The sequence below is a fragment of the Roseibium sp. genome (assembly GCF_965229775.1).
Taxonomy (GTDB): domain Bacteria; phylum Pseudomonadota; class Alphaproteobacteria; order Rhizobiales; family Stappiaceae; genus Roseibium.
Genome location: NZ_OZ245929.1, coordinates 1,183,476 through 1,206,278, shown reverse-complemented (window position 1 = coordinate 1,206,278; position 22,803 = coordinate 1,183,476). Strand labels below are relative to the sequence as shown.

Annotated in this window: 24 protein-coding genes and 1 tRNA gene; 8 read left to right on the top strand and 17 right to left on the bottom strand. The window is 61.7% G+C overall.

What is annotated here, in order from left to right; all coding sequences use genetic code 11:
* Window positions 1-123: 123 nt before the first annotated feature.
* The 6 genes from ACO07N_RS05280 to tsaD all read right to left on the bottom strand — a co-directional run bounded on the left by ACO07N_RS05280 (window position 124) and on the right by tsaD (window position 4,414).
* Complete coding sequence (locus ACO07N_RS05280; protein WP_421980017.1) at window positions 124-783, bottom strand: class I SAM-dependent methyltransferase; 660 nt, start codon at window positions 781-783, stop codon at window positions 124-126.
* A gap of 87 nt (window positions 784-870) precedes the next feature.
* Entirely contained in the window at window positions 871-1,296 is a 426-nt protein-coding gene (locus ACO07N_RS05275) for an EVE domain-containing protein (RefSeq protein WP_421980016.1), read from the bottom strand.
* Window positions 1,297-1,587: a YciI-like protein gene (locus ACO07N_RS05270; RefSeq protein WP_421980015.1), complete on the bottom strand. Its 291-nt coding sequence runs from the start codon at window positions 1,585-1,587 to the stop codon at window positions 1,297-1,299.
* Between the two features lie 78 nt (window positions 1,588-1,665).
* Window positions 1,666-2,673, bottom strand: a complete 1,008-nt coding sequence (locus tag ACO07N_RS05265) for an NAD(P)H-dependent glycerol-3-phosphate dehydrogenase (RefSeq protein WP_421980014.1) — start codon at window positions 2,671-2,673, stop codon at window positions 1,666-1,668.
* Window positions 2,660-3,136, bottom strand: a complete 477-nt coding sequence (locus tag ACO07N_RS05260; RefSeq protein WP_421980013.1) for an NUDIX hydrolase — start codon at window positions 3,134-3,136, stop codon at window positions 2,660-2,662. The genes ACO07N_RS05265 and ACO07N_RS05260 overlap by 14 nt, the downstream gene beginning before the upstream one ends.
* 171 nt (window positions 3,137-3,307) lie before the next feature.
* Window positions 3,308-4,414: a tRNA (adenosine(37)-N6)-threonylcarbamoyltransferase complex transferase subunit TsaD gene (gene tsaD, locus ACO07N_RS05255; protein ID WP_421980012.1), complete on the bottom strand. Its 1,107-nt coding sequence runs from the start codon at window positions 4,412-4,414 to the stop codon at window positions 3,308-3,310.
* 92 nt (window positions 4,415-4,506) lie between these two features.
* Here tsaD and hemC point away from each other — a divergent pair, with 92 nt between their 5' ends.
* Both hemC and ACO07N_RS05245 read left to right on the top strand, forming a co-directional pair.
* A complete protein-coding gene (gene hemC / locus ACO07N_RS05250; RefSeq protein ID WP_421980011.1) occupies window positions 4,507-5,430 on the top strand; it encodes a hydroxymethylbilane synthase in 924 nt (307 codons plus the stop codon).
* 7 nt (window positions 5,431-5,437) lie between these two features.
* The gene (locus tag ACO07N_RS05245) at window positions 5,438-6,154 is read left to right on the top strand and encodes a uroporphyrinogen-III synthase (protein WP_421980010.1); all 717 of its coding nucleotides are present in this window, start codon (window positions 5,438-5,440) and stop codon (window positions 6,152-6,154) included.
* 67 nt (window positions 6,155-6,221) lie between these two features.
* Here the strand turns inward: ACO07N_RS05245 and ACO07N_RS05240 are convergent, their stop codons facing one another.
* Window positions 6,222-6,905 carry a hypothetical protein gene (locus ACO07N_RS05240; protein ID WP_421980009.1) on the bottom strand — a complete coding sequence of 228 codons (684 nt, stop codon included), beginning with the start codon at window positions 6,903-6,905 and terminating at the stop codon, window positions 6,222-6,224.
* Here ACO07N_RS05240 and ACO07N_RS05235 point away from each other — a divergent pair.
* The 3 genes from ACO07N_RS05235 to ACO07N_RS05225 all read left to right on the top strand — a co-directional run bounded on the left by ACO07N_RS05235 (window position 6,892) and on the right by ACO07N_RS05225 (window position 10,551).
* The gene (locus ACO07N_RS05235; protein WP_421980008.1) at window positions 6,892-8,229 is read left to right on the top strand and encodes a hypothetical protein; all 1,338 of its coding nucleotides are present in this window, start codon (window positions 6,892-6,894) and stop codon (window positions 8,227-8,229) included. The two genes, ACO07N_RS05240 and ACO07N_RS05235, sit on opposite strands and share 14 nt — an antisense overlap.
* A gap of 78 nt (window positions 8,230-8,307) precedes the next feature.
* Window positions 8,308-10,290: a heme biosynthesis protein HemY gene (locus ACO07N_RS05230; RefSeq protein WP_421980007.1), complete on the top strand. Its 1,983-nt coding sequence runs from the start codon at window positions 8,308-8,310 to the stop codon at window positions 10,288-10,290.
* Window positions 10,291-10,475: 185 nt separating this feature from the next.
* A tRNA-Thr gene (locus ACO07N_RS05225) sits at window positions 10,476-10,551 on the top strand.
* A gap of 199 nt (window positions 10,552-10,750) precedes the next feature.
* On the opposite strand, the gene ACO07N_RS05220 is transcribed toward ACO07N_RS05225, so the two are convergent.
* The 3 genes from ACO07N_RS05220 to ACO07N_RS05210 all read right to left on the bottom strand — a co-directional run bounded on the left by ACO07N_RS05220 (window position 10,751) and on the right by ACO07N_RS05210 (window position 14,030).
* The gene (locus tag ACO07N_RS05220; protein ID WP_421980006.1) at window positions 10,751-11,383 is read right to left on the bottom strand and encodes a hypothetical protein; all 633 of its coding nucleotides are present in this window, start codon (window positions 11,381-11,383) and stop codon (window positions 10,751-10,753) included.
* A 332-nt stretch (window positions 11,384-11,715) separates the two neighbouring features.
* Window positions 11,716-12,708: a hypothetical protein gene (locus ACO07N_RS05215; RefSeq protein ID WP_421980005.1), complete on the bottom strand. Its 993-nt coding sequence runs from the start codon at window positions 12,706-12,708 to the stop codon at window positions 11,716-11,718.
* Between the two features lie 344 nt (window positions 12,709-13,052).
* Complete coding sequence (locus tag ACO07N_RS05210) at window positions 13,053-14,030, bottom strand: sterol desaturase family protein (RefSeq protein WP_421980004.1); 978 nt, start codon at window positions 14,028-14,030, stop codon at window positions 13,053-13,055.
* Window positions 14,031-14,283: 253 nt separating this feature from the next.
* Between ACO07N_RS05210 and ACO07N_RS05205 the strand changes: the two genes are divergently transcribed.
* On the top strand, window positions 14,284-15,684 hold the full coding sequence (locus ACO07N_RS05205) for a hypothetical protein (RefSeq protein ID WP_421980003.1): 1,401 nt from the start codon (window positions 14,284-14,286) through the stop codon (window positions 15,682-15,684).
* 144 nt (window positions 15,685-15,828) lie between these two features.
* Here ACO07N_RS05205 and ACO07N_RS05200 read toward each other — a convergent pair whose 3' ends face one another.
* From ACO07N_RS05200 to ACO07N_RS05180, 5 genes are all read right to left on the bottom strand, one after another.
* Window positions 15,829-16,047, bottom strand: a complete 219-nt coding sequence (locus ACO07N_RS05200) for a tautomerase family protein (protein ID WP_421980002.1) — start codon at window positions 16,045-16,047, stop codon at window positions 15,829-15,831.
* A gap of 61 nt (window positions 16,048-16,108) precedes the next feature.
* Window positions 16,109-16,453 carry a hypothetical protein gene (locus ACO07N_RS05195; protein WP_421980001.1) on the bottom strand — a complete coding sequence of 115 codons (345 nt, stop codon included), beginning with the start codon at window positions 16,451-16,453 and terminating at the stop codon, window positions 16,109-16,111.
* Between the two features lie 150 nt (window positions 16,454-16,603).
* Window positions 16,604-16,915, bottom strand: a complete 312-nt coding sequence (locus ACO07N_RS05190; RefSeq protein ID WP_421980000.1) for a non-heme iron oxygenase ferredoxin subunit — start codon at window positions 16,913-16,915, stop codon at window positions 16,604-16,606.
* An 89-nt stretch (window positions 16,916-17,004) separates the two neighbouring features.
* Window positions 17,005-18,033, bottom strand: a complete 1,029-nt coding sequence (locus ACO07N_RS05185) for a fatty acid desaturase (RefSeq protein ID WP_421979999.1) — start codon at window positions 18,031-18,033, stop codon at window positions 17,005-17,007.
* A 3-nt stretch (window positions 18,034-18,036) separates the two neighbouring features.
* Complete coding sequence (locus ACO07N_RS05180; RefSeq protein WP_421979998.1) at window positions 18,037-18,792, bottom strand: class II aldolase and adducin N-terminal domain-containing protein; 756 nt, start codon at window positions 18,790-18,792, stop codon at window positions 18,037-18,039.
* A 110-nt stretch (window positions 18,793-18,902) separates the two neighbouring features.
* Here ACO07N_RS05180 and ACO07N_RS05175 point away from each other — a divergent pair, with 110 nt between their 5' ends.
* Window positions 18,903-19,784 carry a LysR family transcriptional regulator gene (locus ACO07N_RS05175; RefSeq protein ID WP_421979997.1) on the top strand — a complete coding sequence of 294 codons (882 nt, stop codon included), beginning with the start codon at window positions 18,903-18,905 and terminating at the stop codon, window positions 19,782-19,784.
* 312 nt (window positions 19,785-20,096) lie between these two features.
* The gene (locus ACO07N_RS05170) at window positions 20,097-20,864 is read left to right on the top strand and encodes a hypothetical protein (RefSeq protein ID WP_421979996.1); all 768 of its coding nucleotides are present in this window, start codon (window positions 20,097-20,099) and stop codon (window positions 20,862-20,864) included.
* Between the two features lie 32 nt (window positions 20,865-20,896).
* Here the strand turns inward: ACO07N_RS05170 and ACO07N_RS05165 are convergent, their stop codons facing one another.
* Complete coding sequence (locus tag ACO07N_RS05165; protein ID WP_421979995.1) at window positions 20,897-21,685, bottom strand: crotonase/enoyl-CoA hydratase family protein; 789 nt, start codon at window positions 21,683-21,685, stop codon at window positions 20,897-20,899.
* Complete coding sequence (locus ACO07N_RS05160) at window positions 21,682-22,542, bottom strand: hydroxymethylglutaryl-CoA lyase (protein ID WP_421979994.1); 861 nt, start codon at window positions 22,540-22,542, stop codon at window positions 21,682-21,684. Before ACO07N_RS05160 ends, ACO07N_RS05165 begins: the two co-directional genes overlap by 4 nt.
* Window positions 22,543-22,803 lie beyond the last annotated feature (261 nt).

Below are 22,803 nucleotides of genomic sequence, written 5' to 3'. Positions count from 1 at the left end.
GCTGTAAACTCTTTGTGGGGCTAACCTATCGCAAGAACTGCAAAGGGGAAGACCCGAACGGTAAAAACTTCTGTAGATCGTTGTGAGTACAGAACTCTCACGGTGAAATTGCGGCATGCGCCGTCAGCTTCTTCCAACGCGAAACACGGATGTTTTCTTGATTTCATTGTCTTCCAGGGCACCGACGACAGGAACTTCGTAAACGCCAAGTTCCGTGAGGCGGCCGGTCGGCAGATAGGATCTGCCCGGGTCGCCGACCAGGACGTCAATGCCGGCATCGATCAGACGGTCCAGAAAGCCCGCAACGGCATCCGCCATCGGCCGGTCGTAGAAAACATCCCCGCAGAAAACGATGTCGACCGAAGGCGGGGCTTGCCGTGTCAGGTCGGTCATTTCGAGGTCGAGCTGGACACCGTTCAGCTCGGCATTGAGACGCGCAGCGGCAACGGCGAACGGATCGATATCGACCGCGCGGCACGATTTCGCGCCCGCCATCATCGCCGCAATGCCAACCAGTCCCGAGCCGCAGGCGAAATCGAGCACTGTCTTTCCCGCGACCAGTGTCGGTGTGTCCAGAATGTAACGTGCCAGGCCCTGGCCACCTGCCCAGGCGAAAGCCCAAAACGGCGGATCGAGGCCGAGCGCGCCGAGATCCTCTTCCGTCTTCTGCCAGAGTTCCATCGCCTCGTCCGCGACGTGGAGCCTGATTTCCTCCGCATGCGGAACCGGCTTGACCGTGGTTTCCCGGCGTATGAACGCGGCTGGATCCTCGATGGGCGGCATAGGGCTTACCGTTTCAAATGTGCGCCAGACGCCTCTCCCATGGGGAAAGGGAGCCAAGCCGTGTGCCTTCAGCGCATGCGGGTTCGCTCAAGCCGGATCTTTCAACCCGCCCATCTCACAGACGATTTTCCACTCGTCCGCCGTGACCGGCTGAACCGACAGGCGCGTGTTGGCGACCAGGGCCATCTTCTCAAGACGCGGCTCCGCCTTCACATCGGCAAGCGTCACCGGCTTGGGCATGTCGCACACGGCTTTGAAATCCACGCATTCCCAGCGCGGGTCATCGGTCGTGGTGTCCGGATGAATGTCGCTGCAGACCTCAACGACGCCGACGACTTCCTTGCCGATGTTGGAGTGATAGAAAAACGCCCTGTCACCGATTTCCATCGCGCGCATGTTGTTGCGTGCCTGGTAGTTCCTGATGCCGTCCCACTGTTCGCCGGCATCCCCCTTGGCTTTCTGCTGTTCCCAGGACCATTTGTCCGGTTCGGATTTGATCAACCAGTACTGCACTTAGCTGACCTCCGGGTTCTTGATCACCCAGTTCCACGGGCGGATCTCGACGCTTTCGAACAGACCCGCGACGGCGTAGGGGTCTTCCTGCGAAATGGCCAGGGCTTCGTCCCTGTTCGCGGCTTCGATCACGACAAGGGACCCGGTCATGTTGCCGTCGTCGTCGAGAAACGGACCGGCAGCCTTGAGACCGTCGCCGAGGCCCTTCAGAAAGGCAATGTGATTGTCGCGATTGTCGAGACGTGTTTGCAGGGCACCGGGCTTGTCGGTGCATATCAGGGCATAAAGCATGGCCGGGGGTTCCTGGTTGAAGTGACTCCTGCGAACCTAGGGCCGAGTCGTCACAAACTCAATGCCGGATTGCGGGTGTCAAAGGCTTTCCGTCTCCGCCTTCAGCGGACGCGCCATCAGCGTGTTGAGCGCGTCGTCTATCGAGAGGTCTTCATCGATCATCCGCGCGACCGTTTCGCAGATCGGGACGTCGATGCCGTGTTTCTGCGCCAGCTTGACCGCAACCCGTGCCGAATAGGCGCCTTCCGCGAGCTTGCCGCCGGCGGAGATCAGCTCCGAGGCCATGAAACCTTCTCCCAGCCTCAGGCCGAATGAAAAATTCCGCGACTGGGTCGACGAGCAGGTCAGCACGAGATCGCCGAGGCCGGACAGGCCGGTCAGGGTTTCGCCCTGTGCGCCCATCGCGGTGCCCAGCCGGGTCAGCTCGGCAAAGCCGCGCGCGGTCAAAGCTGCCTGTGCACTCGCGCCGAGCTTCCGGCCGACGACGGCTCCGCAGGCGATCGCGAGCACATTCTTCAGCGATCCGCCGATCTGGGCGCCCAGGATATCGATCGAGGCGTAGGGCCGGAAACAGGCGGACTGGAGCGCTTCGCACAGGCTGAGAGCGGTCTTGGCCGAGTTCGCGGCCACCGTGACGGCCGTCGGCAGACCGCGGGCGACATCGTCGGCAAAGCTCGGTCCGGACAGGACACCGGGTTCGACACCCGGCAGCTCCTCGTTCATCACACGAGAGAGAAGCTTGCCCGAAGTCTGCTCGATGCCCTTGGCGCACAGAACGACCGGACCGGAGACGGCGCCTGTTTTCTTAAGGGCCGCAAGCACACCGCGTGTCGTCTGCGCCGGGGTGACGAGCAATATGGCATCCGCGCCCGCTATATCTTCCAGCGACTCCGTTGCATTGAGATCCTCGTCGAAGGTGATGCCCGGCAGGTAGCGCGTGTTCTGCCGGCGCGAGCGGATCGTGGAGACCGTCTCCGGATCCCGCGCCCAGAGCCGGACGTCGCGCCCGGCGCGGGCAGCCGTCAGGGCCAGGGCCGTTCCCCAGGCACCGCCGCCGACAACACCGACTGTCTTAATGGCGCCCATCGCTTTGCCTTTCCATGCGCGACCGTAATGTCTCAAGCTGTGCTCCAAACCCTTCGAAGAACCGGGCCTCCTGGGTCACATCGCTTGCGAACAGGTCGATCCAGAACAGGCGGAACCGGATCGGCGGGCCGCCTGCGCTCGGAGAGGATTCGAAATGTTCCCACTCTTCGGCAGCCTTTTCCCGAACAGTCCCGTGAAAATGCCGCCGCCGATGCAATCCATCGAGGCAATCGGGGACATTCTTCAGGATCCGATCCTGGTCGGCGAACGATTCGAGCGCGATATCCAACGAAAGTCCGGTCTCCTCGCAAAATTCCCGCCGCGCCGCCTGCAGGTAGCTTTCTCCCGGATCGAGCGTGCCGCCGGGAACCTGCAAACCCACATGCGGGAAGTCCGGCTCTGAAAAAACGAGCAGGTCCGTGCCGCAAGTCAGGTAAACGTAAGCCTTGTGGTAGACGTTCATGCCGCCGGATTCCTTTGCGAGGGGCATGCTCCGCGGAGCTTTGCCAAGACCGATCAGTTTTCGGATGTTCAGTCGATGGCGACCGAGCATCCGTTGATCTAACAGGCTCCCTGCACGTGCAAAAGGGCAAGTTTGTGGTCGGGGCAAGAATTCGCGGGCAAGCGGAAACGATCAGGCCTTTGCGCCCTTTTTGCCGGCACCCAGGATGCCGGCCCGTTCCGAATCCAGCGGCCACCGGGGGCGGGGCGACAGGTCCATGTCGTCGACGGGACCGGCGCGCAGCCGTTCTATCCCGGCCCAGGCGATCATTGCGGCATTGTCGGTGCACAGCCGCATCGGCGGTGCAACAAACCCGGCGCCAGCCTCCCCGGCAGCAACGGTAAGCGCCTTGCGGATTTCCTGGTTGGCGGCGACACCGCCGGCCACAACGATGACCGGCGCGATGCCGGGGTGGCGGATGCGGAAGAGATCGAGGGCCGATTTCGTCCGTGCGGCCAGGACGTCCGCGACGGCCTGCTGGAATGCGGCGCACAGGTCTGCGACCGTCTGATCGTCCACCGGTTCGAGCTTCTTGGCCTGGGTGCGCAGCGCGGTTTTCAAGCCGGCAAAGGACATGTCCAGCCCAGGCCTGTCGAGCAGCGGGCGCGGCAGGCGGAAGCGGCCGGCATCGCCTCGTGCAGCCATCTTTTCGACATGCGGGCCGCCCGGATAGGGAAGGCCAAGCAGTTTGGCGGTCTTGTCGAAGGCCTCGCCAATGGCATCGTCTATCGTCGTTCCGAGCCGTTCATAGTCGCCGACACCGCGAACGAGCAGAAACTGGCTGTGGCCGCCGGAGACAAGCAAGAGCAGAAACGGAAAATCCAGATCGTCCGTAAGTCGTGCCGTGAGCGCGTGACCTTCCAGGTGGTTGACGCCGATCAGTGTCTTGCCCGCGGCCATCGCGATTGCCTTGGCCGTCATGAAGCCGACAATCACACCACCGATCAAACCGGGGCCGGCCGTTGCGGCGACCGCGTCTATGTCGTCCCAGCCGCAGCCGGCTTCGCGCATCGCTTCGGCGACAATCCGGTCCAGGATCTCGATATGCGCGCGCGCCGCGATTTCAGGTACAACACCGCCGAACTCCGTGTGCTCGTCGATCTGCGAGCGGATGGTGTTGGAAAGGATCTCCCTTGCCTCCGGCCCGCGGACAACGGCGGCGGCGGTCTCGTCGCAGCTGGTTTCAATGCCCAGAACGGTCAGATTGGTCGCATTGCTATTTGAATTGACTGAAGTCATTGGTTTAGTGATCACGGCCTGTGCTAGGGTCAGGCACCATTCATCCCGCGTCTAGCTGATTTCTGCCGGGCGTAACATCTGGACGGTTAACCTTGCAATCAAATCCTTTGCGAATCGGAACCCGGGGCAGTGCGCTTGCGCTGGCACAGGCGCATGAAACCAGAGACCGGCTCAAGGCCGCGCACGGGCTAGGGGACGACGCTTTCGAAATCGTGGTTATCAAGACATCGGGCGACCGCATTCAGGACAGGCCGCTGTCCGAAGTGGGCGGCAAGGGATTGTTCACCAAGGAGATCGAGGAAGCCCTGCTCGACAAGCGCATTGATCTCGCCGTGCATTCTTCCAAGGACATGCCGACGGTGCTGCCGGACGGTCTCGCCCTGACCGCCTTCCTCCCGCGCGAGGATGTCCGGGATGCGTTTCTCTCTCCCAAGGCGACGTCGCTCGAGGCGCTGCCGCACGGCGCGGTGGTCGGCTCGAGTTCGCTGCGCAGGCAGGCAATGATCAAGCGGCTGCGACCCGACATCGACGTGGTGATGTATCGCGGAAATCTGCAAACCCGCCTGAAAAAACTCGCCGAGGGCGCCGTTGATGCGACCCTTCTTGCCGCGGCCGGTCTGAAGCGGCTCGGGCTCGAGGCCGAGATCACCAGCATGCTCGGGATCGATGACTTCCTGCCCGCGGTCGGACAGGGCGCGATCTGCATCGAAAGCCGCGAAGACGACACGGCAACGCTCGACAAGCTCGCTCCCATCCACGATCCGGAAACGCAGATCCGGCTCGATGCCGAGCGCGCCTTTCTCGGGGTTCTCGACGGATCGTGCCGGACGCCCATCGGGGGGCTCGCAACCATTGCGGACGGAACCCTCAGGTTCAGAGGCATCGTGCTCAAGCCGGACGGCAGCGCATACCACGAGGCCGAGGAAGACGGACCGGTGGAAAACGCGGTGTCCATAGGTGTTTCGGTCGGCGAGGCCCTCAAGGAGCGCATGGGGCCGGGTTTCCTCTCAGGTTGATGACGGCATGCGTTTCCTGGTGACACGGCCGCAACCGGAGTGCAAACGGACCGCCGACCTGATCCGCGCAGCCGGCCATGGTGCCGACGAGGCCCCGCTTCTGGAATTAGAGGCCGTGGCACCGGCTCAACTGGATCTGACGGCCGTTTCCGCGCTGGTCTTCACCAGCCGCAGGGCGCTGGATGCCCTTGCCGGACACCGGCAACTGGGACTGCTGCAAGACCTGCCTGTTTTCACCGTCGGCGATGCGACGGCGGCCGCGTGCCGCGCAGCCGGTTTTTCCCGGGTCCTTTCGGCTTCCGGCGACGCATCGTCGCTCGGTGAACTCATCGTCTCAAAACGCGGCATGTTTGAGGGCGGCAAGGTTCTCTACCCTGCCGCACGGGACCGGAGCAGCGATATCGAGGCTTTTCTGCGCGAAAACGGCATCAGCAGCGAAACCGTGGTCGTCTACCGGATGGCGGCCGCCGGAGCGCTTGCCGATGACGTCCGCACCCGCTTGTGCGACGGCGGCTACGACGGGGTGCTGATTTACTCGCGGCGGACGGCGGAGACATTCTTGCAGCTGCTCGGTTCAAGCTGTCCCGAAACTGTTTTTTCCGGGTTACGTGCCTTTGCGATCTCGCAACAGGCTGCAGAGCCCTTATCTGGGTATATGCGCGTTGAAGCGGCTGACGACCCGAGTGAAAAGGCATTATTGGAACTGGTCTTAGGAGCGTGTTAACCAGATCCGGTGGAGTCGTTGTTTTGCAGCGCGAAAAAGTCTGTGCCGAGGCAGTTCCGCTTCGTCATCAGGTGTGTATAGTGTGACCGGAAGGTTCAGGAGGAGAGCAGATGGCGACGGACAAAAAATCTTCTGGCGGTGCATCCTCATCGGGCGGAAGCGGATCCGGTTCTGCCGACAAACCCGGCAGCGGCGACAAGCCATCCACAGCGTCGGGAGCCAGCGCGAAGCGCCCGGTAACGATCGATCTCAAGGCCGAAAAAGTGAACGAAAAGGCCGGCAGCGCGGGCGCGGGTTCTCCGTCTTCAGGGATACCCAAAACCGGTGCCACGGCGTCGTCTGACCCGAAACCGGCGGACAGCAAACCGGACAGCACGCGACCAACGGGCGCGAAGCCGGGTGCGCCCGGCACAAGCACCTCGACCGGCAGCAAAACCGCGGCCGGAGCCGCTGCAGCCGCGCCGGCGGGGACATCATCTTCCACCAAGACACCGGGTACCGGCACGTCCGCACAATCCGGTGCACCGAAATCTACCCCGGCATCCTCGAGTGCGCCGCGCACTGCCAAGACGGGCGCTGGCGCAACGTCCGCCTCCGCCTCGTCCGGTGCGAGCGCATCGGCAAGGTCGACGTCAACCACATCCTCTTCCGCAAAGCCTTCCGGGTCGTCGTTTTCGACCCCGCCGGCACCTGAAGAGAGCGGCGGCGTCGGCGCGTTCGGTGTACTGATTGCAGCCGTGATCGGCGGCATCATCGTGCTCGGCGGCGGCTTCGGTCTTCACCAGACCGGGATCCTGAAGCTGACGCCCGAACAGGACCAGCAGGTCGCCAGCGCCCTGTCCGCCGCGGAACAAAAGATCGCGGATCTCGAGCAGAAGCTCGGCGAACTCGGCACGGCCGCGACGGACCCGTCCGCCGGCCAGGCGCTCACAGCGCTTGAAACCAAGGTGTCCGCGCTGGAAAGTTCACTTGAAAGCGCCGCCTCTGCCGCCGCGTCGGATGTGACGCCTGCGCTCGAGGCCCTGAAACAGGACTTTGAAAGCCTGCGCAGTGAAGTCGCGTCTGCAGGCGGCGCGGCAACCGGGGCGGCGTCGGTTGATCTGAAGCCGCTGGAAAGCAGGCTGGATGCGCTGGAGAGTTCGACCGGACAGCAGACCTCCGTCGATCTGAGCCCCCTGGAAGACCGCCTTTCCAAGCTTGAAACCGAAGCCGCGGCGACCACAGGAGAAGCCGACAAGCTGACGGGGTCGGTCTCGGGGCTCGAAACGGAACTGGGTGGCCTGAAAACACAGTTTGCGGATGTCGAAAACCGTCTGCAAAACGCGGAAGCCACGGCGAAGGCGGCGCAGACCGCCGTCTCGACATCGGACGTTTCCCTGAAGACCCTTGCCGACAGCCAGGCCCGCGCAACGGAGACGCTGTCCAGCCTGTCATCCGACATCAGTTCCGTCGGTGCCGCCAACACGGCGGCCCTGGAGAGCATCCGGGCGGAGCTGGACGCGCTGTCGAAGAGGCTGCAGCAGGTCGAAGGCACCATGGGCGACGCGACCGCCCGCGAAGTCGCCGCCCGCGCCCTGTCCGTCTCGGCGCTCAAGTCGGCGGTCGATTCAGGCCGTCCCTACGAAACCGAACTCGCGGCGGTCAAGGCCGGACTGCCGGCGGATATCGACGTCAAGGCGCTGGAGGCACATGCCGAGACCGGGGTGGAACCGGTGTCCGTGCTGATTGCCCAGTTCCCGCCGGTCGCCCGGAATATCTACCAGACCTTCTCGGAACCGGACCACTCCGACGATGTTCTCGACAGTCTGCTTGCAAGCGCCAGGTCCATCGTCGCCGTGCGCGGTCCGGGCGATGCGGACGGCACCGGACCCGAGGCGGCCTTGCGGCGGATGGAAAATGCTGTTTCCAATGGGAACCTTTCCGGGGCGATTGCCGCGTATCAGGACCTTCCCGACGCCGCGAAGGCTGCCGGAAGCGCCTGGGTCGCGCGTGCCGAGGCCCGTGTCCAGGTGGACGGGCTGACGGAAAAGGCTTCACAGGAAGTGCTCAATGCGCTTGCTGCGAAGGACAGTTAAGCGTCGGCCGCCGGTGGGCGGTCCGTGCCGTTGTTGTTTTGAGCCGGAGTCGCCCGGCGACGCTTGGGAGCGAGCTACATGATCCGCGTCTTTGTCTTCTTTTTCCTGCTGTTCCTGCTGGCAGCCGGATTCGCCTGGTTGGCGGACGTGCCCGGGACCATTTCCATCAGCTGGAACGGATATGTCTGGGAACAGCCGCCGGTCGTCGTCGCGCTCGTTGCCGGTGTCGCGCTCATTGCCTTTCTGCTCGTCGTCTGGGTGATCCGGACGATCCTGCAGTCGCCGGCGATCGCCGGCCGATTTTTCCGCCGCCGCCGCAAGGACAAGGGTTATACGGCGCTGTCCCACGGCCTGATCGCGCTCGGAACCGGCAACGCGAAGCTCGCAAGGCGCTACGGACTGGACGCGGACAAGCTGCTGCCGGAAGAGCCCGCGGCCAAGCTTCTGCTGGCCCAGACCGCGCAGCTTGCCGGCAAGGACGACGAGGCGCGCCAGCGGTTCGAGGCGATGCTGGATGAACCGGAGACAAAGGCGCTCGGCCTTCACGGCCTCTTCGTCGAAGCGGAACGCCAGGGAGAGCCGGTTGCCGCCCGCCACTATGCGGAAGAAGCGGCCCGGACATCGCCGGGCCTGGAGTGGGCCGGCAAGGCCGTTCTCGGCTACCAGGCCGTCGCCCATCACTGGGACGAAGCGCTCAAGACGCTGGAAAGCAATTATGCCGCCAAGCTTGTCGACAAGAAGAGCTACCGCCGTCAGCGGGCCGTCATCCTGACAGCGCTGGCGCAGAAACTCGAAGGCGGCGAACCGGAGCGGGCGTTCTCGCTGGCCAAGGAAGCCCACGGCCTGGCGCTCGACCTCGTGCCCGCCGCCGTTCTGACCTCGCGTCTGGCGACGCGCCGCGGCGATATCCGCAAGGCGGCGAAGGTGCTGGAAGCCACCTGGCGCCTGTCACCCCATCCGGAGCTCGCGGAGACCTATGCGCATGTGCGCACCGGCGACTCGGCCGTCGACAGGCTGAAACGGGTGAAGTCGCTGTCGGCGCAGCGCACCAACACGCCGGAAGGCGCGCTGGCGATTGCGCGGGCGGCCATCGAGGCGCGGGAATTCGAGGATGCGCGGGCGCAGCTGAAAAAGCTTCTGCAGTCCGAACCGACACGATCCGCCTTCCTGCTCATGGCCGAAGTCGAGGAAGCCGAACATGGTGACCGGGGCCGCATGCGGGACTGGCTGGCACGCGCCCTAAAGGCGCCTCAGGACAAGGCCTGGGTGGCGGACGGCATTGTTTCCGCGGAATGGCAGCCGGTGTCACCGGTGACCGGCAAACTGGACGCCTTCCAGTGGACAGCTCCCGGCAGCGCGATCGAGGAAGAGGGCGACCTCATTGAGGACAGCCTTTTCGAAGCTCCCGTGCTTCCGGCGGCAGTCCCCGCGGCCGACCCGGCTCCCGCACAGTCCCCGGAGCCGGTTCCGGCAGCAGGCGATGCCACCGCAGACGTGGCGGTGGCCGATGCGCCGAAAACCGTGGAACTCAAGGCGGAGCCCGCTGCCGATGCAGCTGCGGCAGCTCCGGAAACCGGCGAGCCTTCACCCGTCACCCCTGCGGCGGACGCAACCGCGAAGCACGGTTTCGAAGGCACGACGGACGACGTTCGCTACAGTCCATCCCTTAGCAATTTGCCCGATGCCTCACCGAAGGCGGAGGCGGGGAGCAGCCCGGAAGCCAAGGAAACTGCGAAGCCGGCCGAGGCCGAGGCAGGGTCCAAATCAGAACCGTCTGCAAAATCCGGCGAAGACGCGGATACCGTCAAGGCGGATGCGGATAAGGGTGACGACGACAAGAGTGATGCCGGCAAGGGTGGGGACGAGAAAGACGCAGCTGCGGAGGCGGGAAGTTCAAAGCCGGAAGGCGGGAAGAAGGCGGAAGACACCGCGGCGGAAACGCCCGAGGAAAGCAACGGTCCCATCCAGTTCCCGCTGAAGCGCATGCCCGACGACCCCGGCACGGACGAGGACGACAAGGACAAGGCCGACAAGGCCGCGCGGCCGCGTTTCTTCAACTGAGGTTCCGGTTGTTCGCGCCCCGTCAGAGGGGCGTGACCAGCGCCATTCAAAAACAATTTCGGGTGTCCCGCCAGGAACCTGCCAGATGCCTCTTGCATCTGGCCGCAAGCTCCGGTAATTAGCGGCCCACTCGATCCTGATCGAGTTCGCGCGCACCACGCGCGCCCTTCCCGCCACCGGGAAACGCCGCTGTAGCTCAGTTGGTAGAGCACGTCATTCGTAATGATGGGGTCGTAGGTTCGAGTCCTATCAGCGGCACCATGTTTTCCTGTGTCCGATCCGGAGACATAGGTAACAGTTTGTACCGGAGACATGGGTTACAACCTCGTGCCGAACTGATTGTCTGCCTTGCCTTTTCTGGGCGAGACGGCCCATCGTTTGGTACGCCTCGGGCACAATGGCGCCGAATGAAAAAGGCGGCCCAGAAGGACCGCCTCTTGAACCGTTTTTCCGGATCGCCTCAGGCCGCTTTCTTCCTGCGCCAGCCCACGAAGCCGAGGAGGCCGAGGCCACCTGCCAGGAGGGGGAGGGCTGCCGGTATGGGGACAGCCGTCAACCGGATGTCATAGGTGGCGGCACCGCTTGGGTTGTTGGCTGGTCCGTTCTGAACCGAGAATGTGTAAGGCGTGCCTGCCATGGCCTTGAAGATGAGCGACGTGCCCATGTTGTCCGCTTCGGACAGGATGTTGGTCTGAAACATCTTGCTGTCTGAGGTGTCCGACAATTCCAGCACGAATTCGGACCTGTTCCCGGTGTTGCCTTCCTGGACGAAACCGCCATCGACCGTCTTGGTGCCGTTCTTGACGGAAATCGGACCGAATATGAACTCGACGATAAAGTTCGATGTGGCGCTGAAGGAAAAAACGTCGATGGCACCGACAATCCGGCCATGAAGATCGATCTGACGGTATTCCGACGTGCCAAAACCCAATACGCCAAGATTGGACCCCAGGGGGCTGGACGAGGCATCACCCAGTTTTTGCGTGCCATCGACAAGATCCCGCGAGCCTTCGGTATAGCCCATGGTCAGGGCGTGCGCCGGTCCGGCCAGGACCATCGCCACAAGTGTGGTTCCGATGAATTTCTTGAACATCTAAAATATCCCTCTCGCACACGATGAAAACGCTGTTGCATCTGCGCTCAAGGATGTCGTGTGCAAGGACCCTGAAGCGCCGGCACCCTTGCCGGAACAAGTGGTTGCCCGTGTTCCGTGGCAACATCGGTGCCATCTCCAAAGAGGGGTCTGGTGGAGCGAAGACAGCGGAATTGTTATGGTTATGCAAAGTTCATGTTTCAGAATGCGAACCGGACTGCATTTTGAGAACGCTTTTTGTCCCACCGCCGGAAGTGGCCATGTTGATCATCAGTCGATGAGCGGCGGGGATTTTAAAAGCGATGCTTCTTTGAGAGCCTTTTGTGCCGACATCAATCCAGCTTCATCTCGGAGGCTGCCACGGAGTTGGAGGCCGCCTTTGCGATCTGCCATGCTCTGGCCAATTCGTCCCACCACTCCGGCTTGGGATCGATCCCTGTCCAGACGCCATCGTTCGCTGCGAACAGTTTCATGTCCAGAACGTCACGCTTGCCGGCAAGCTCCCGATAAACCCTGTCGCTTTCCATTATTTTTAACACATGAAACCGCTTGATAGCTGCGACCGCGTCTCGTTCCCTATTGAAATTGTGCCGTGCAACGAGATGACCGGACGCATCGATTTCCCTGAATTCGTCCGGTGTCGGATTGTTTCGCTCGGCGTAGAGTGCGACGAAGTAAAGCCCGAGGGATGAGCTCCCATTGGGTTTCAGACGGTTCAACCTTGTTATGAGTTCCTGCATCGTTGCCCCGGCGTCGGGGCTGTTGTCGGCCGGTGTCCTTGGAATCGCCGGTAAAGCTGCCAGCTGCGTTAATTCCTGCCGATAAAAAATACTGAGCGGAGCGTGGGTCCTCATGAAGAGATAAACGGACTGACCTTGCATTTTTGCAACAAACATTCGCGAGATACTGTTCCACAACGGTCCAATACAATCCCACGGTACGCAGGTTTCATGCAGGTTCATTTTGTGGATTGCGTTGCCCAGAACCGTATTTTCAAGGGTCGTGCAATTCCGTTTTTCGCGCGCGTACAGACTGACGGCTATTCCTCCGGTCCAGAGCGCGAATGGCCGACCGGGAGCGATGACCGAAAGATGTTCCGAATACTGCTCAGCCAATTCCTGGTATTCAGGATTGGTTCTGGACTTGGCGCTGCGCGGATTCTCCTGGATGAAGCGCCACTGCGTATTGATGCCGGCGACAAGCAAATCCCACATCTTGCTGATCGCGCTGTCTTGGACCCTGGACGGGAAAGCCTTGGCAAACACTTCCTTTTTGCTTGCCAGCAAGTCTTGCTCGGGCGCTTGGTCGTTCGGGTAGTCTGGCATACCGGCTCCTTGCTCAACCCGCCCAATTTGGTCACATCGAGACAATGACCTGCCAATGCGGATATCCGGCGTAGCTTACAGTTTAGCCGGCTAGCTGCTGCCAACTGACGTACCCAAGCGACCCACCGGTCTGGTAAACACTCACCCGCTGTCGGATTGTGATCAAGGAAATTCTGCCCTTGGGAACGTTGCAGCGATGCCCCGCCCGCGCTTTGCGATGGCGGCCCGCATTTGGCTGGTTCTGGCGGCAACGGGCAATGATGTGTCCGCAAGAACTTTTGTCCAAGCTCAAACGGCGTCGCGATCTTGAAACATGGGCCGATCGTCTGACGGCGCGAAACCGGCTACTCCATCATCTTCCGGCGGCGGGCCTGCATGCGCTCGTTGGCTTCCACGGTGCCGTCGTGGAAGGAGCCGAACCACTTGTCCCAGGGGATCTCCAGGCTGCCGTAATTGCACTCGAAATAGCGGTGATGCATCTGGTGATGGAAGGTGCCTAGGGAAAGGCGGTTCCTGTCGTTGATCAGGAGACCCTGGAAGCCGGTATGGGTCGTGATCGCGGTCAGGAAATAATACTGGAGGTGGAACAGGATATGAACCGGATGGGCGCCGATCAGGAAGTGGATGAACACCGATCCGAGGAAGATGGCCTGTTCCGCCGGGTGCATGGACATGCCGGACCAGGGACCAACATTGATGTTGCGGTGGTGAAGGGAATGGACGTGCCGGTAGAGAAACGGCACGTGGAGCAGCCGGTGGATGAGGTAGAAATAGAAGCTCTCCCAGACGGGGATCAGGAAGAAGATCGCGACAAACCAGACAGGATCGGCCTCGAAGGTGATCAGTTTCATGTACCCGTTGGCCAGCGCCCAGAAGCAGATCGCTTCGAAGGCCGTCCAGATCAGGACACCGCTTCCGAGCGTCCAGACCATGTTGTCACGTACCTGCCCGCCGAGGGTGAACTGCCTGCCTTCGATCATCAGCGGGCGCGGGTCGAACTTCAGTTTCCGGCCCTGTGCCGAAAACGTATAAAACCAGAGATGCAGCGATCCGGCGACGATCAGCGTCAGGAGGATGTTGCGCATGTAGATCTGCGCGATCCAGCCGGGTTCAAACGTCTTCATGTCTTCAAGCGGCGGCTGAAACCAGACATAGCAGGCGAAGGCGATGCCGACGATGATCAGCTTCTCGGTGATCAGGAACCACGAATTCCAGACCCATTTCACCATCTCGACCGGGTTCAACGGCCATGTGAAAAAGGGGGAGGTTTTCAGCGGCACGTCTGGCAGATAGTTCCATCCCTTCAACTTGTCATCCGGCATGACGTCCCGCTCCGTTCGGCTGAAGAGAGAGTGGCACACAGCACGCGTGGTGCCAAACGGATTGACAGGACAGCAATGACCGGCTTGCCGAGTCCCTGCGTCGCCTGTTTGAAATTCCCACGGCATTTCAACGATATGATGCTGTCAACAGGTGGGCCGTGCGCAGGCCGCGTCTGTTTCCGTTCCGCTTGACGGCCCGGCACGACTCTCTAGTCTGCTCAGGATTGTACCCCAACGTCAGGATCGGTTGCCCATGAATGAAATGTCTCATGCCGATATGGAAGCGATGCGCGAGGTCGTCGTTGAGGCGGCAAACAGTCTGAGCGCACGGGTGCTCAACAACACCCACCTTAAGTGGCGTCCCGGATCAAAGGCCAAATACAAGGAGATGCTCAAGGCGGCAAAACAGTCGCTTGGCGGGGAACTGGATGCGTTCGAGGAAAAGCACGGCCGTACCGAGCCGCCCAAGTCGACCTGGAGCGGCGCCCGTCCGACCACGGCACGCGGGCCCGTGACTGCCGGTGGGCACAGGGGCGCGAGTTTCGTCAAGGCGGAGCCGCGGCGCGGACCGGCTTCCGGCATACAGATGGGAACCCATCGTGCAAAGCAGGGCGGTTTCTGGAAGGCCTTCAAAAAAGGTGGTGATGGTATGGCCAGGGCCTCGGTCCGCGAGCTGATCATGACCGGCATCGAGGAAAGCATCACGCTTGCCATGACGGACAGCAGCAAGTTCGATCCGACCTATGAGACCGGCTACAACGGTGAACCGTCGCCGGTCCAGCAGGAAATCATCACTGAAATTACGCAGATCCTCAAATCGGGCGGCATTCTGGATGCCGTGGCTGTCGAGGGCGGTGCCGAGATTGCCACCGAAATACTCGGATGCATGCCGCTCCTGGGCGCTATCACCAACCTCGGCAAGGGCGCCACCAACGGTATCAAGGGCGCGATGCGCTGGTACGATGCGAACAAGGTCGGAAAGGTGAGCGCAAAACTGATTGCGCCGGGTCAGCCGATGCAGTCGGTTGATGCCGTCCAGCGGCTCATAGAGCGCAAGCGCACGCAATACATGATCATGTCTGGCACCAATCTGACGGCCGGCGGGGCCCAGACGGCCGGACTCTTTGTCGACCTAGGCGCGGCCACCGGGCCCGCGATTGGCATCAGCAAGGCGGCGGTCACGCTGATCCAGGTGTTGTTCCTGGTGATCCGTGACTACCGGGAATACACCAAGGCCAACAAACTGCTGCGCCAGAGGGTATTCGACAACGAAACGATCCTGGAAGCGGCGCCGATCCTCGGTACCTATCTGATCACCGAGGCCGAGACCAGCACACTTCTTGCCATGATGGCCAATGGCCAGCTTGAAGGGCAGTGGATGGATCGCGTCGAAAAGGAACGGCGGCGCATGGAATATCTCTATGAACAGGCCAATCGCTGTCAGCGCGAGGCTCCGTTCATTCTTGTCGGATACACGAGAACCGGATCGCGCTTCAAGGGTGAGCATTTCCTGGACCAGCGCATTCACAAGGCTCCGCAGAGGATCATGTGGGAAATCGATCTGATGCTGCGCCGTGATCCGTCCGCGCTGAAGTCCTCGTCAGGACGCGCACATGCCTTGAAGGAAAAACTGAAATCGGCCTTCAAGAGGTAGCGTTTTATCTTGAACCGGCCGGCCGTCGCCGGCCTGGCTGACCCCTTCCGGGTGGGCAGGCAGGTTCGCGATCGCGGGGAGACGTTACGGGCGGCCGGCATTCGGGCGCGAGACGTGACTTGCCTGTTTCTGACTGGGAGGGCTTCAGCCCCGTTTCTTCATTTCCAGGGCGACCTCGGTCGTGATCTGCTTGCCGGCGTAACCCCACGAACCGCTGCGGATTTCCTGTATGCGCACGGAGGTGCCGGCCTTGATCGTCTGGCCGGCGACACCTGCAAAGGCGTCTGTTACATCCTCGATGATCCGTCTTTTCTCTTCGTCGGAAAAGACGCCCTCCATTACCTGAATTTCGATTGACGGCATGTGAGCCTCCCGGTCTTGGTCGGAGGCGGACAGTATGATGACCTGCCGTCCTGTTCGGCAATCAAAAGAAGGAATAATCGTCGAATATGATCGGGCCGTCCTGACCGAGCTCGAAAATCGGCGTGCCGGGCTGGTCCTCCTGGCCTCCGGATTGCCCGGGCTTGTGGGGCGACTGGTTGATGGTCTCTATCGGGATCCAGGTGGTGTGGCCCCCATCTGCAGCAGACTGTCCGGGACCATGAATCGGCGGGCTCATGGTTTCGATCGGGATCCAGTCGTCGTGGTCGCCTGCGCTGCTCGTCGGCTGCTCGCGGAACAGGAACGTGTCCTGATCCGACGGCGCGTCCGCGCTGGAACCGCTCGCCTGATGAGACGTTATGAAGGGCGGGTTTTTCAGTACTTCCATGTCCTTGGTTCCTCGTATCCGGGCACCTTGTGCCGTTGCGATCTGCAAGGACGATAGAGGCGTGAGCGGCGCGGGGCTGTGATTCAGATTACGTTACGTACGCTCTGTGATCGTGCTGCGCCGTGCGAGGGTGGGCAAGGGTACGGACTGTCATCCCAGGGCCACGAACACGCGCCCACCTTCCACCTTCACCGGATAGGTTTTCAGGTCGATGCTGACTGGGGCAGACAGCGCTTCTCCGGTGCGGATGTCGAAGCGGCCGCCATGGAGGGGGCACTCGATGATGCAGTCCATCACAAGGCCTTCCTCGAGGCTTTCTTCCTCGTGCGTGCACATCAGATCCGTTGCGAAGAAGCCCTTGTCGGTGTTGTAGATCGCGTAGCGGTGGCCGTCGTGGTGCCAGGCGATAAGGTCGTCTTCGTCGATATCGCCGGTGGCGCAGGCGTCAACCCAGGTCGTCATCGGGTCTCCTTGTCAAATGTGTCTCGCGGGGCAACTGGCTGGTGGTCGCAAGGCAGACGGCGCAAGCCGGTTGCGAGGAACGAACGGTCTCACATCGTGCGCTCGGCGATGCGGCGCACCGGTCCGCCGTCGGTGATCATGTGCGGGGCCTGGCGAATGCTGATGGCCCGGGTCGACAGGCCCAGGGAGCGGCGCAGTGCAACCAGAAACACCTCCCAGTTGGTACGGAAGAAGCCCGGATCCGGTTCCGGCAACTGATCCCTGACCGCTTCGGACAGGGACGGCAGGCCGTGGAAGGGAACCTGCGGGTAGAGATGATGCTCAACGTGATTGTTCATGTTCATGTAAAGGAAATTCACGATCGGGCTGCCGCGGAACGAGCGCGTGCTTTCCAGGATCGACGGCGCGTTTTCCTGAAGTTCGACATGCTGGATGAGCGTGAACAGCAACATGACCGGCGCGCCGAGAATGCGCGGAACAACCAGCAGCCAGACGGGCCACCAGACCCCGAAAAAGGGAGCCGCCACGATCGCCGCATAGAGCGCCAGCATGATCCGCGCGTTGCGGGTCATCTTGGGAAACTCGCTTTCCGGTGCCACGGAAACCATCACCGGCGTGTAGCGCCTGAGCGCGAGACCGAGAAACACCGACAGGTGGAAGCGCAACAGCGCAAAACCGGTGATCTCCGCCATCCAGCCACCGAAGCCCATCGGCGTGTCGAAGGGCATCTGGCTGTCCTTGCCGACATGCCAGGTATGGGTATGGTGATTGGTGTGCGTGTAGCGCCGGTGCAGCGGCTCTTCCATGTAGATCAGCGACGTGACCCACAGCACCGCTTCGTTCAGCCACCTTGTGCGGAACGCGGTCCCGTGAGCCGTTTCGTGGCTCATCGCGTAGCTTGGAACGCTCAGCAGGATCCCGTGCACGAGCATGGCAGGCCACATCCAGACGGTGCCGACAGACCACCAGACAATCGAGCCGGTGACCAGCAGGCCGATGATCCACTGGGCCAGATAGACGAGACCGGGCCGGTCGGACCGGGCCGCAATGGCCTTCAGCGTTTTCTTGTCGAGTTTCACACCCGAAGAGGCGGCGTTTGTCGGAACGTAGTCGGGCATTCTTCAGCTCGCGTAGTCGGATTTCTCGTCGTCGAGAATGGCCTTCAGTTCATTGAGATGCTGATCGGCCTGTCCCGGATAGTCTTCCAGTTCCTGTGCCGTCTTTTCGGCGACGTCATGCGGCATGATGCGCAGCGGCTGGCCGGTCTGCAGGGCGCGGATATAGGTTTCCGCGGCACGTTCGAAATAGTAGAGGCGGTTGAACGTATCGGCGACCGTGTCGCCGATGACCAGGACGCCGTGATTGCCCATGATCATGGTCTTGACCTTGGGGTCGGTCAGCAGGGAGGCACAGCGCGCGCCTTCATCTTCGAAGGCGAGACCGCCATAGCCTTCGTCGACAACCTGCCTGCCGTAGAACGTTGCCGCATTCTGGTCGAGCGGGGGCAGGGTGCTGTCTTTCAGGCAGGCGAGCACCGTCGCATGGATCGAATGCACATGCATGACGCAGCGGGCATGCGGGCAAAGCCTGTGAATGGAGCCGTGCAGGCCCCAGGCCGTCGGATCGGGCGCGTTGGGCGCTTCCATCGTCTCCGGGTCGTTCGCGTCCAGAAGCAATAGGTCGGATGCCTTGATGCGGCTGAAATGCTGCTGGTTGGCATTCATCAGGAACTGCGTGCCGTCGTCGTTGACGGCCAGGCTGAAGTGGTTCGCGACCGCTTCATGCATGTTCAGCCGGGCTGTCCAGCGAAACGCGGCCGCCATGTCCACGCGTTCCTGCCAGTGGCTCATGTTCGCGTTTTCTGCGAGCTTCAACATTCACCCTCTCCTTCACAAGTCTTCCGATCCTTGCAAGACCGGACACTGCTGACAAACAAACTTTTCAAGGCTATGACATTAACAAAATTAATGCATGGGTTATGCATCACATGTCTCAGTCGAACCTGCCGCCCCTGACCTGGCTGCGCGCCTTCGAAGCGTCCGCGCGCCACCTGAGTTTCACGCGGGCGGGCTCGGAACTCAACCTGACCCAGTCGGCGGTCAGCCAGCATGTGCGCAGCCTCGAGGCTTTTCTGGGGCGGGATCTGTTTGTGCGCAAGACGCGCGCGCTCGAACTGACGGAAGACGGCGCCAACTACCTGCCCAGTCTTCGCGAGGCCTTCGACCTGATTGCCACGAGCACACAGGCGTTTGTCGGCGCGGACCGGGGCGCGAACCTGACCCTTCAGTGCAACATGGCGTTTTCCGTGTTCTGGCTCGCGCCGCGTCTGAAGCGTCTCTATGCGCAGCACCCCTGGCTGGTCCTGAACATCGTGACGCCGATCTGGGATCCGGAACGGCACGCGGCTTCCGCCACGGTCGAAATCCGGTTCGGCCGTCCCGAGGAAATGTCTGCGGCGGCGGAGTGCCTGGCGACCGACCGGTGTTTTCCGGTCTGTTCGCCGGATTATCAGAATGGCCGGCCGGACCTTGCCACCGCAATCCTCTTCGATTGTGCGGGCACAACGGCGACCTGGAGTACCTGGTTCAAATCGCAGGGGCAGGACTTCGACCGGGAGGGCGACGTCAACCTGTCGTCGACCTATGTGATCGCGATTACTGCCGCGACCCGGGGGGCAGGGCTGTCCATGGTGCACAACACGCTTGCCGGCGATTTGCTGGAAACCGGGGTCCTGGTCAGACCTTTTGCCCATTCGGCGCCGCTGGCCGAAGCCTATTTCCTGTTTCCGCCCGCGTCTCATGCGGTGACGCCCGCTTCCGAGGCTTTCCTGGACTGGATCAACGCGGAATTTCAACAGGCGCGGCCTTGAGGCCTGCCGGCCGGACCGGCGCGCATCGGATGTGCCGTCTTTTCAACTGCTTGCCTGAGAACCCGGGCGAACAGAAAGCCAATTTGGCTCTAAATTTAATCTAGTTTGGCCGTGCATCTTCACGAATACGGTTACATTGTTTCTGGATAGCTCGATCTCTTTGTTGATTTCGCTTCGCTCAGTTGATTCAATGGAAGAATCAGTAAGTCTCCCCAGTTTGTTACGGTTTCGCTGTTCGAAAGCATGGAGAGCGGTTTGGGCAAATCGGCCAAAATTGAATTTTTACGACGCGTGTTACCATTAAGCCTTGGCGTGCTGGCCATTGTGGGCAGCTTCTACTTCATGTCGCCGCTCAGCTCTCTGGTCTGTCTGCTCGCGTCCGGCGGCATCTACGCTGCCCTGCCGCGTCCCACAGCGCCGTCCGGGGCGATCAGACCGGTTTCGAGGCCGTCGATACAGACCCTGGATGCCATCGGTTTCGGGATTGGAATCGTGTTCTTCCCGATCGCACTTCTTGGAATGGCAAACACATCGGGAGCGCTCGCGCTCCTCTCCCTGTCGGTACTTCTGCCCGCCGGCATGGCTTTCCTGTTCTTCGCCGTGGCCGTTCGACAGGAAACCTCCTGGGTCCGGTTCTTCGGCAACGGCTTCGAATTCACCCAGTTCGGCCGGCGCGCGCGGGTTCCTTACGAGGAACTGAAAAAGATCGAGGTCCGTCTGTGGGAAGCCTCCGGCTGGGTCGCGTGGTTCCAGTCGACAATCGGCTCCATCGGGCACAAGAAAGCCGTGCTCCTGAACGGAGCCGAAAGCACCAAGACGCTGGTATTCCAGCATCCTGTAACCGGCACCTTCACGATTTCATCCGAACTCATTCCCGATCTGCAGAGGATCCTGATCGGCATGGACCGGGCCGGCATCGACCTGCCGGAGGGCATCAGCGAGTGGCAGCGCAAGAAGATCCGCAGGCGGCGCGAGCGCATGTATGGCGGACCCGAGCCAGAGGGACCCAAGACCGAACAGGTGGAAGTCGCGCGTATTGCCGCCTTGATCGAACACGCACGGCGTCAGGCAACGCCCTGACGTCCGGCCGGGCGTTCACCTCCGGCGGGCGCTCAACCGGACACCCAGTCCGGTTTTCTTTTTTCGAAAAATGCGGAGATACCCTCGCGGGCGGCCGGGGTTTCCCAGGTATCGGCGAGACGCCGGATGGTATCCTCGATGATCTCATCGGTGATCTTCGGACCAAGTGACCTGGCAAGTGCCTTGGAAGCGGCGACCGCCGCCGGGGCAGCGCCCAGATACGGCTTGATTTCCCTTTCAACGGCGGCCTGCAGTCCGTCCCCGTCGGTCACATTCGAAACCAGATCAAGCGCCCTTGCTTCCTCTGCGGAAAAGATCCGCGCCGACATGAAAACGCGCCGCGCCTTGCCTTCGCCCATGCGGGCAAGGACATAGGGGCTGATGGTGGCCGGGATCAGACCCAGCCGCACCTCGGTCAGGCCGAAACGCGCCGTCTCGACGGCAACCACCGTGTCACAGACGCTCATCAGGCCAATGCCGCCGCCAAACGCCTGTCCCTGAACGCGTCCGATCAAGGGTTTGGGCAGTTCATTCAGCGCTTTCAGCATCATGGCAAGCTTGCGCGCTTCAGCCATGCGGGTTGTCCTGTCCGCCTCGAACTGCTCGCGCATCCAGGACAGATCGCCACCGGCGCAGAAGCTGTCGCCCGCGCCGGTCAGAATGACGGCCCGAATATCGTCCGCCGAAGCGAGCCGCGCGGCGGCTCCTGTGAGGTCGGCAATCATCTGTGCGGACATGGAATTGTGTTTGTCCGGACGGTTGAGCGTCAGGGTCGCGACGCCGCGATCATCCTGCGCAATCGATATGGTTTCAAAGGTCATGGCTCCACGCTCCTCAGGCTGCGCGCATAGTCCGCGACGGCTTCCAGCCGATCGGATCTGATACCTGTTTCAAAACCCCTCTCCTCGACAAGCGCGATCACGGCTTCGGTTGCGACATTGCCCTTGGCACCCGGCGCATAGGGGCAGCCGCCGAGACCCGCAATCGCGCTGTCGAAAACGCGCACGCCGCGCTCAAGGCTGACCTCGATGTTGGCGAGCGCCAGGCCCTTGGTGTCGTGGTAGTGACCTGCCAACCGGTCGGCCGGTACGGCCGCCAGGACTGCGTCCAGCATTTTTCCGATCGTCTCCGGGGTGCCCGCACCGATCGTGTCGCCGAGGGAAATCTCATAGCAGCCGAGTTCGAGCAACCGGCCGGCAACGTCCGCGACCATCTCCGGTGGTGTCGGTCCGTCATAGGGACAATCGGTGACGCAGGAGACGTAGCCGCGCACGGGCATCGCGTCCTGCTCGGCTTTCTTGAGCAGAGGTTTGAACCGTTCGATGCTTTCGGCAACCGAGCAGTTGATATTCTTCCTTGAAAAGCCTTCCGATGCCGATCCGAAGATCGCAACCTCGTCGGTGGATGCCTTCCGGGCAGCCGTGTAGCCTTTCACGTTGGGAGTCAGGACGGCGTAGACCACGGCCGGATGCCGGTAGATCCCGTCCATGACGTCCTGCGCATCGGCCATTTGCGGCACCCATTTGGGACTGACGAAGCTGGTGACTTCAATCTTGCGGAAGCCGCAGTCCGACAGGCGATCGACCAGTTCGATCTTGCGTTCTGTCGAGACGAACCGCTTTTCGTTCTGCAGCCCGTCGCGCGGACCCATTTCGAAGATTGTGACGAATTCGGGCATGTTGGTGCTCATTTGGGAGAAAAGATCTTGGCAGATTGTCTTGCCGGACTTGTCGCCCCGGCCGAGTGCAGCGAGAGCCGGGAACCAGTGACCCTCGGCCTTTGTAATGGCCGCAAGACGCAGTGAGTACTGGATCCCTGCCTGCGCAGGGATGACAATTGAAGCTTGTCCGGGCGTTTTTCCACTTGCTCATCCCTCTCGCTTGGCGCGCGTTCTTGCCGGTCCTTCGTTGTGTTCGCCTTGCTCACGCTGATGTCTGGA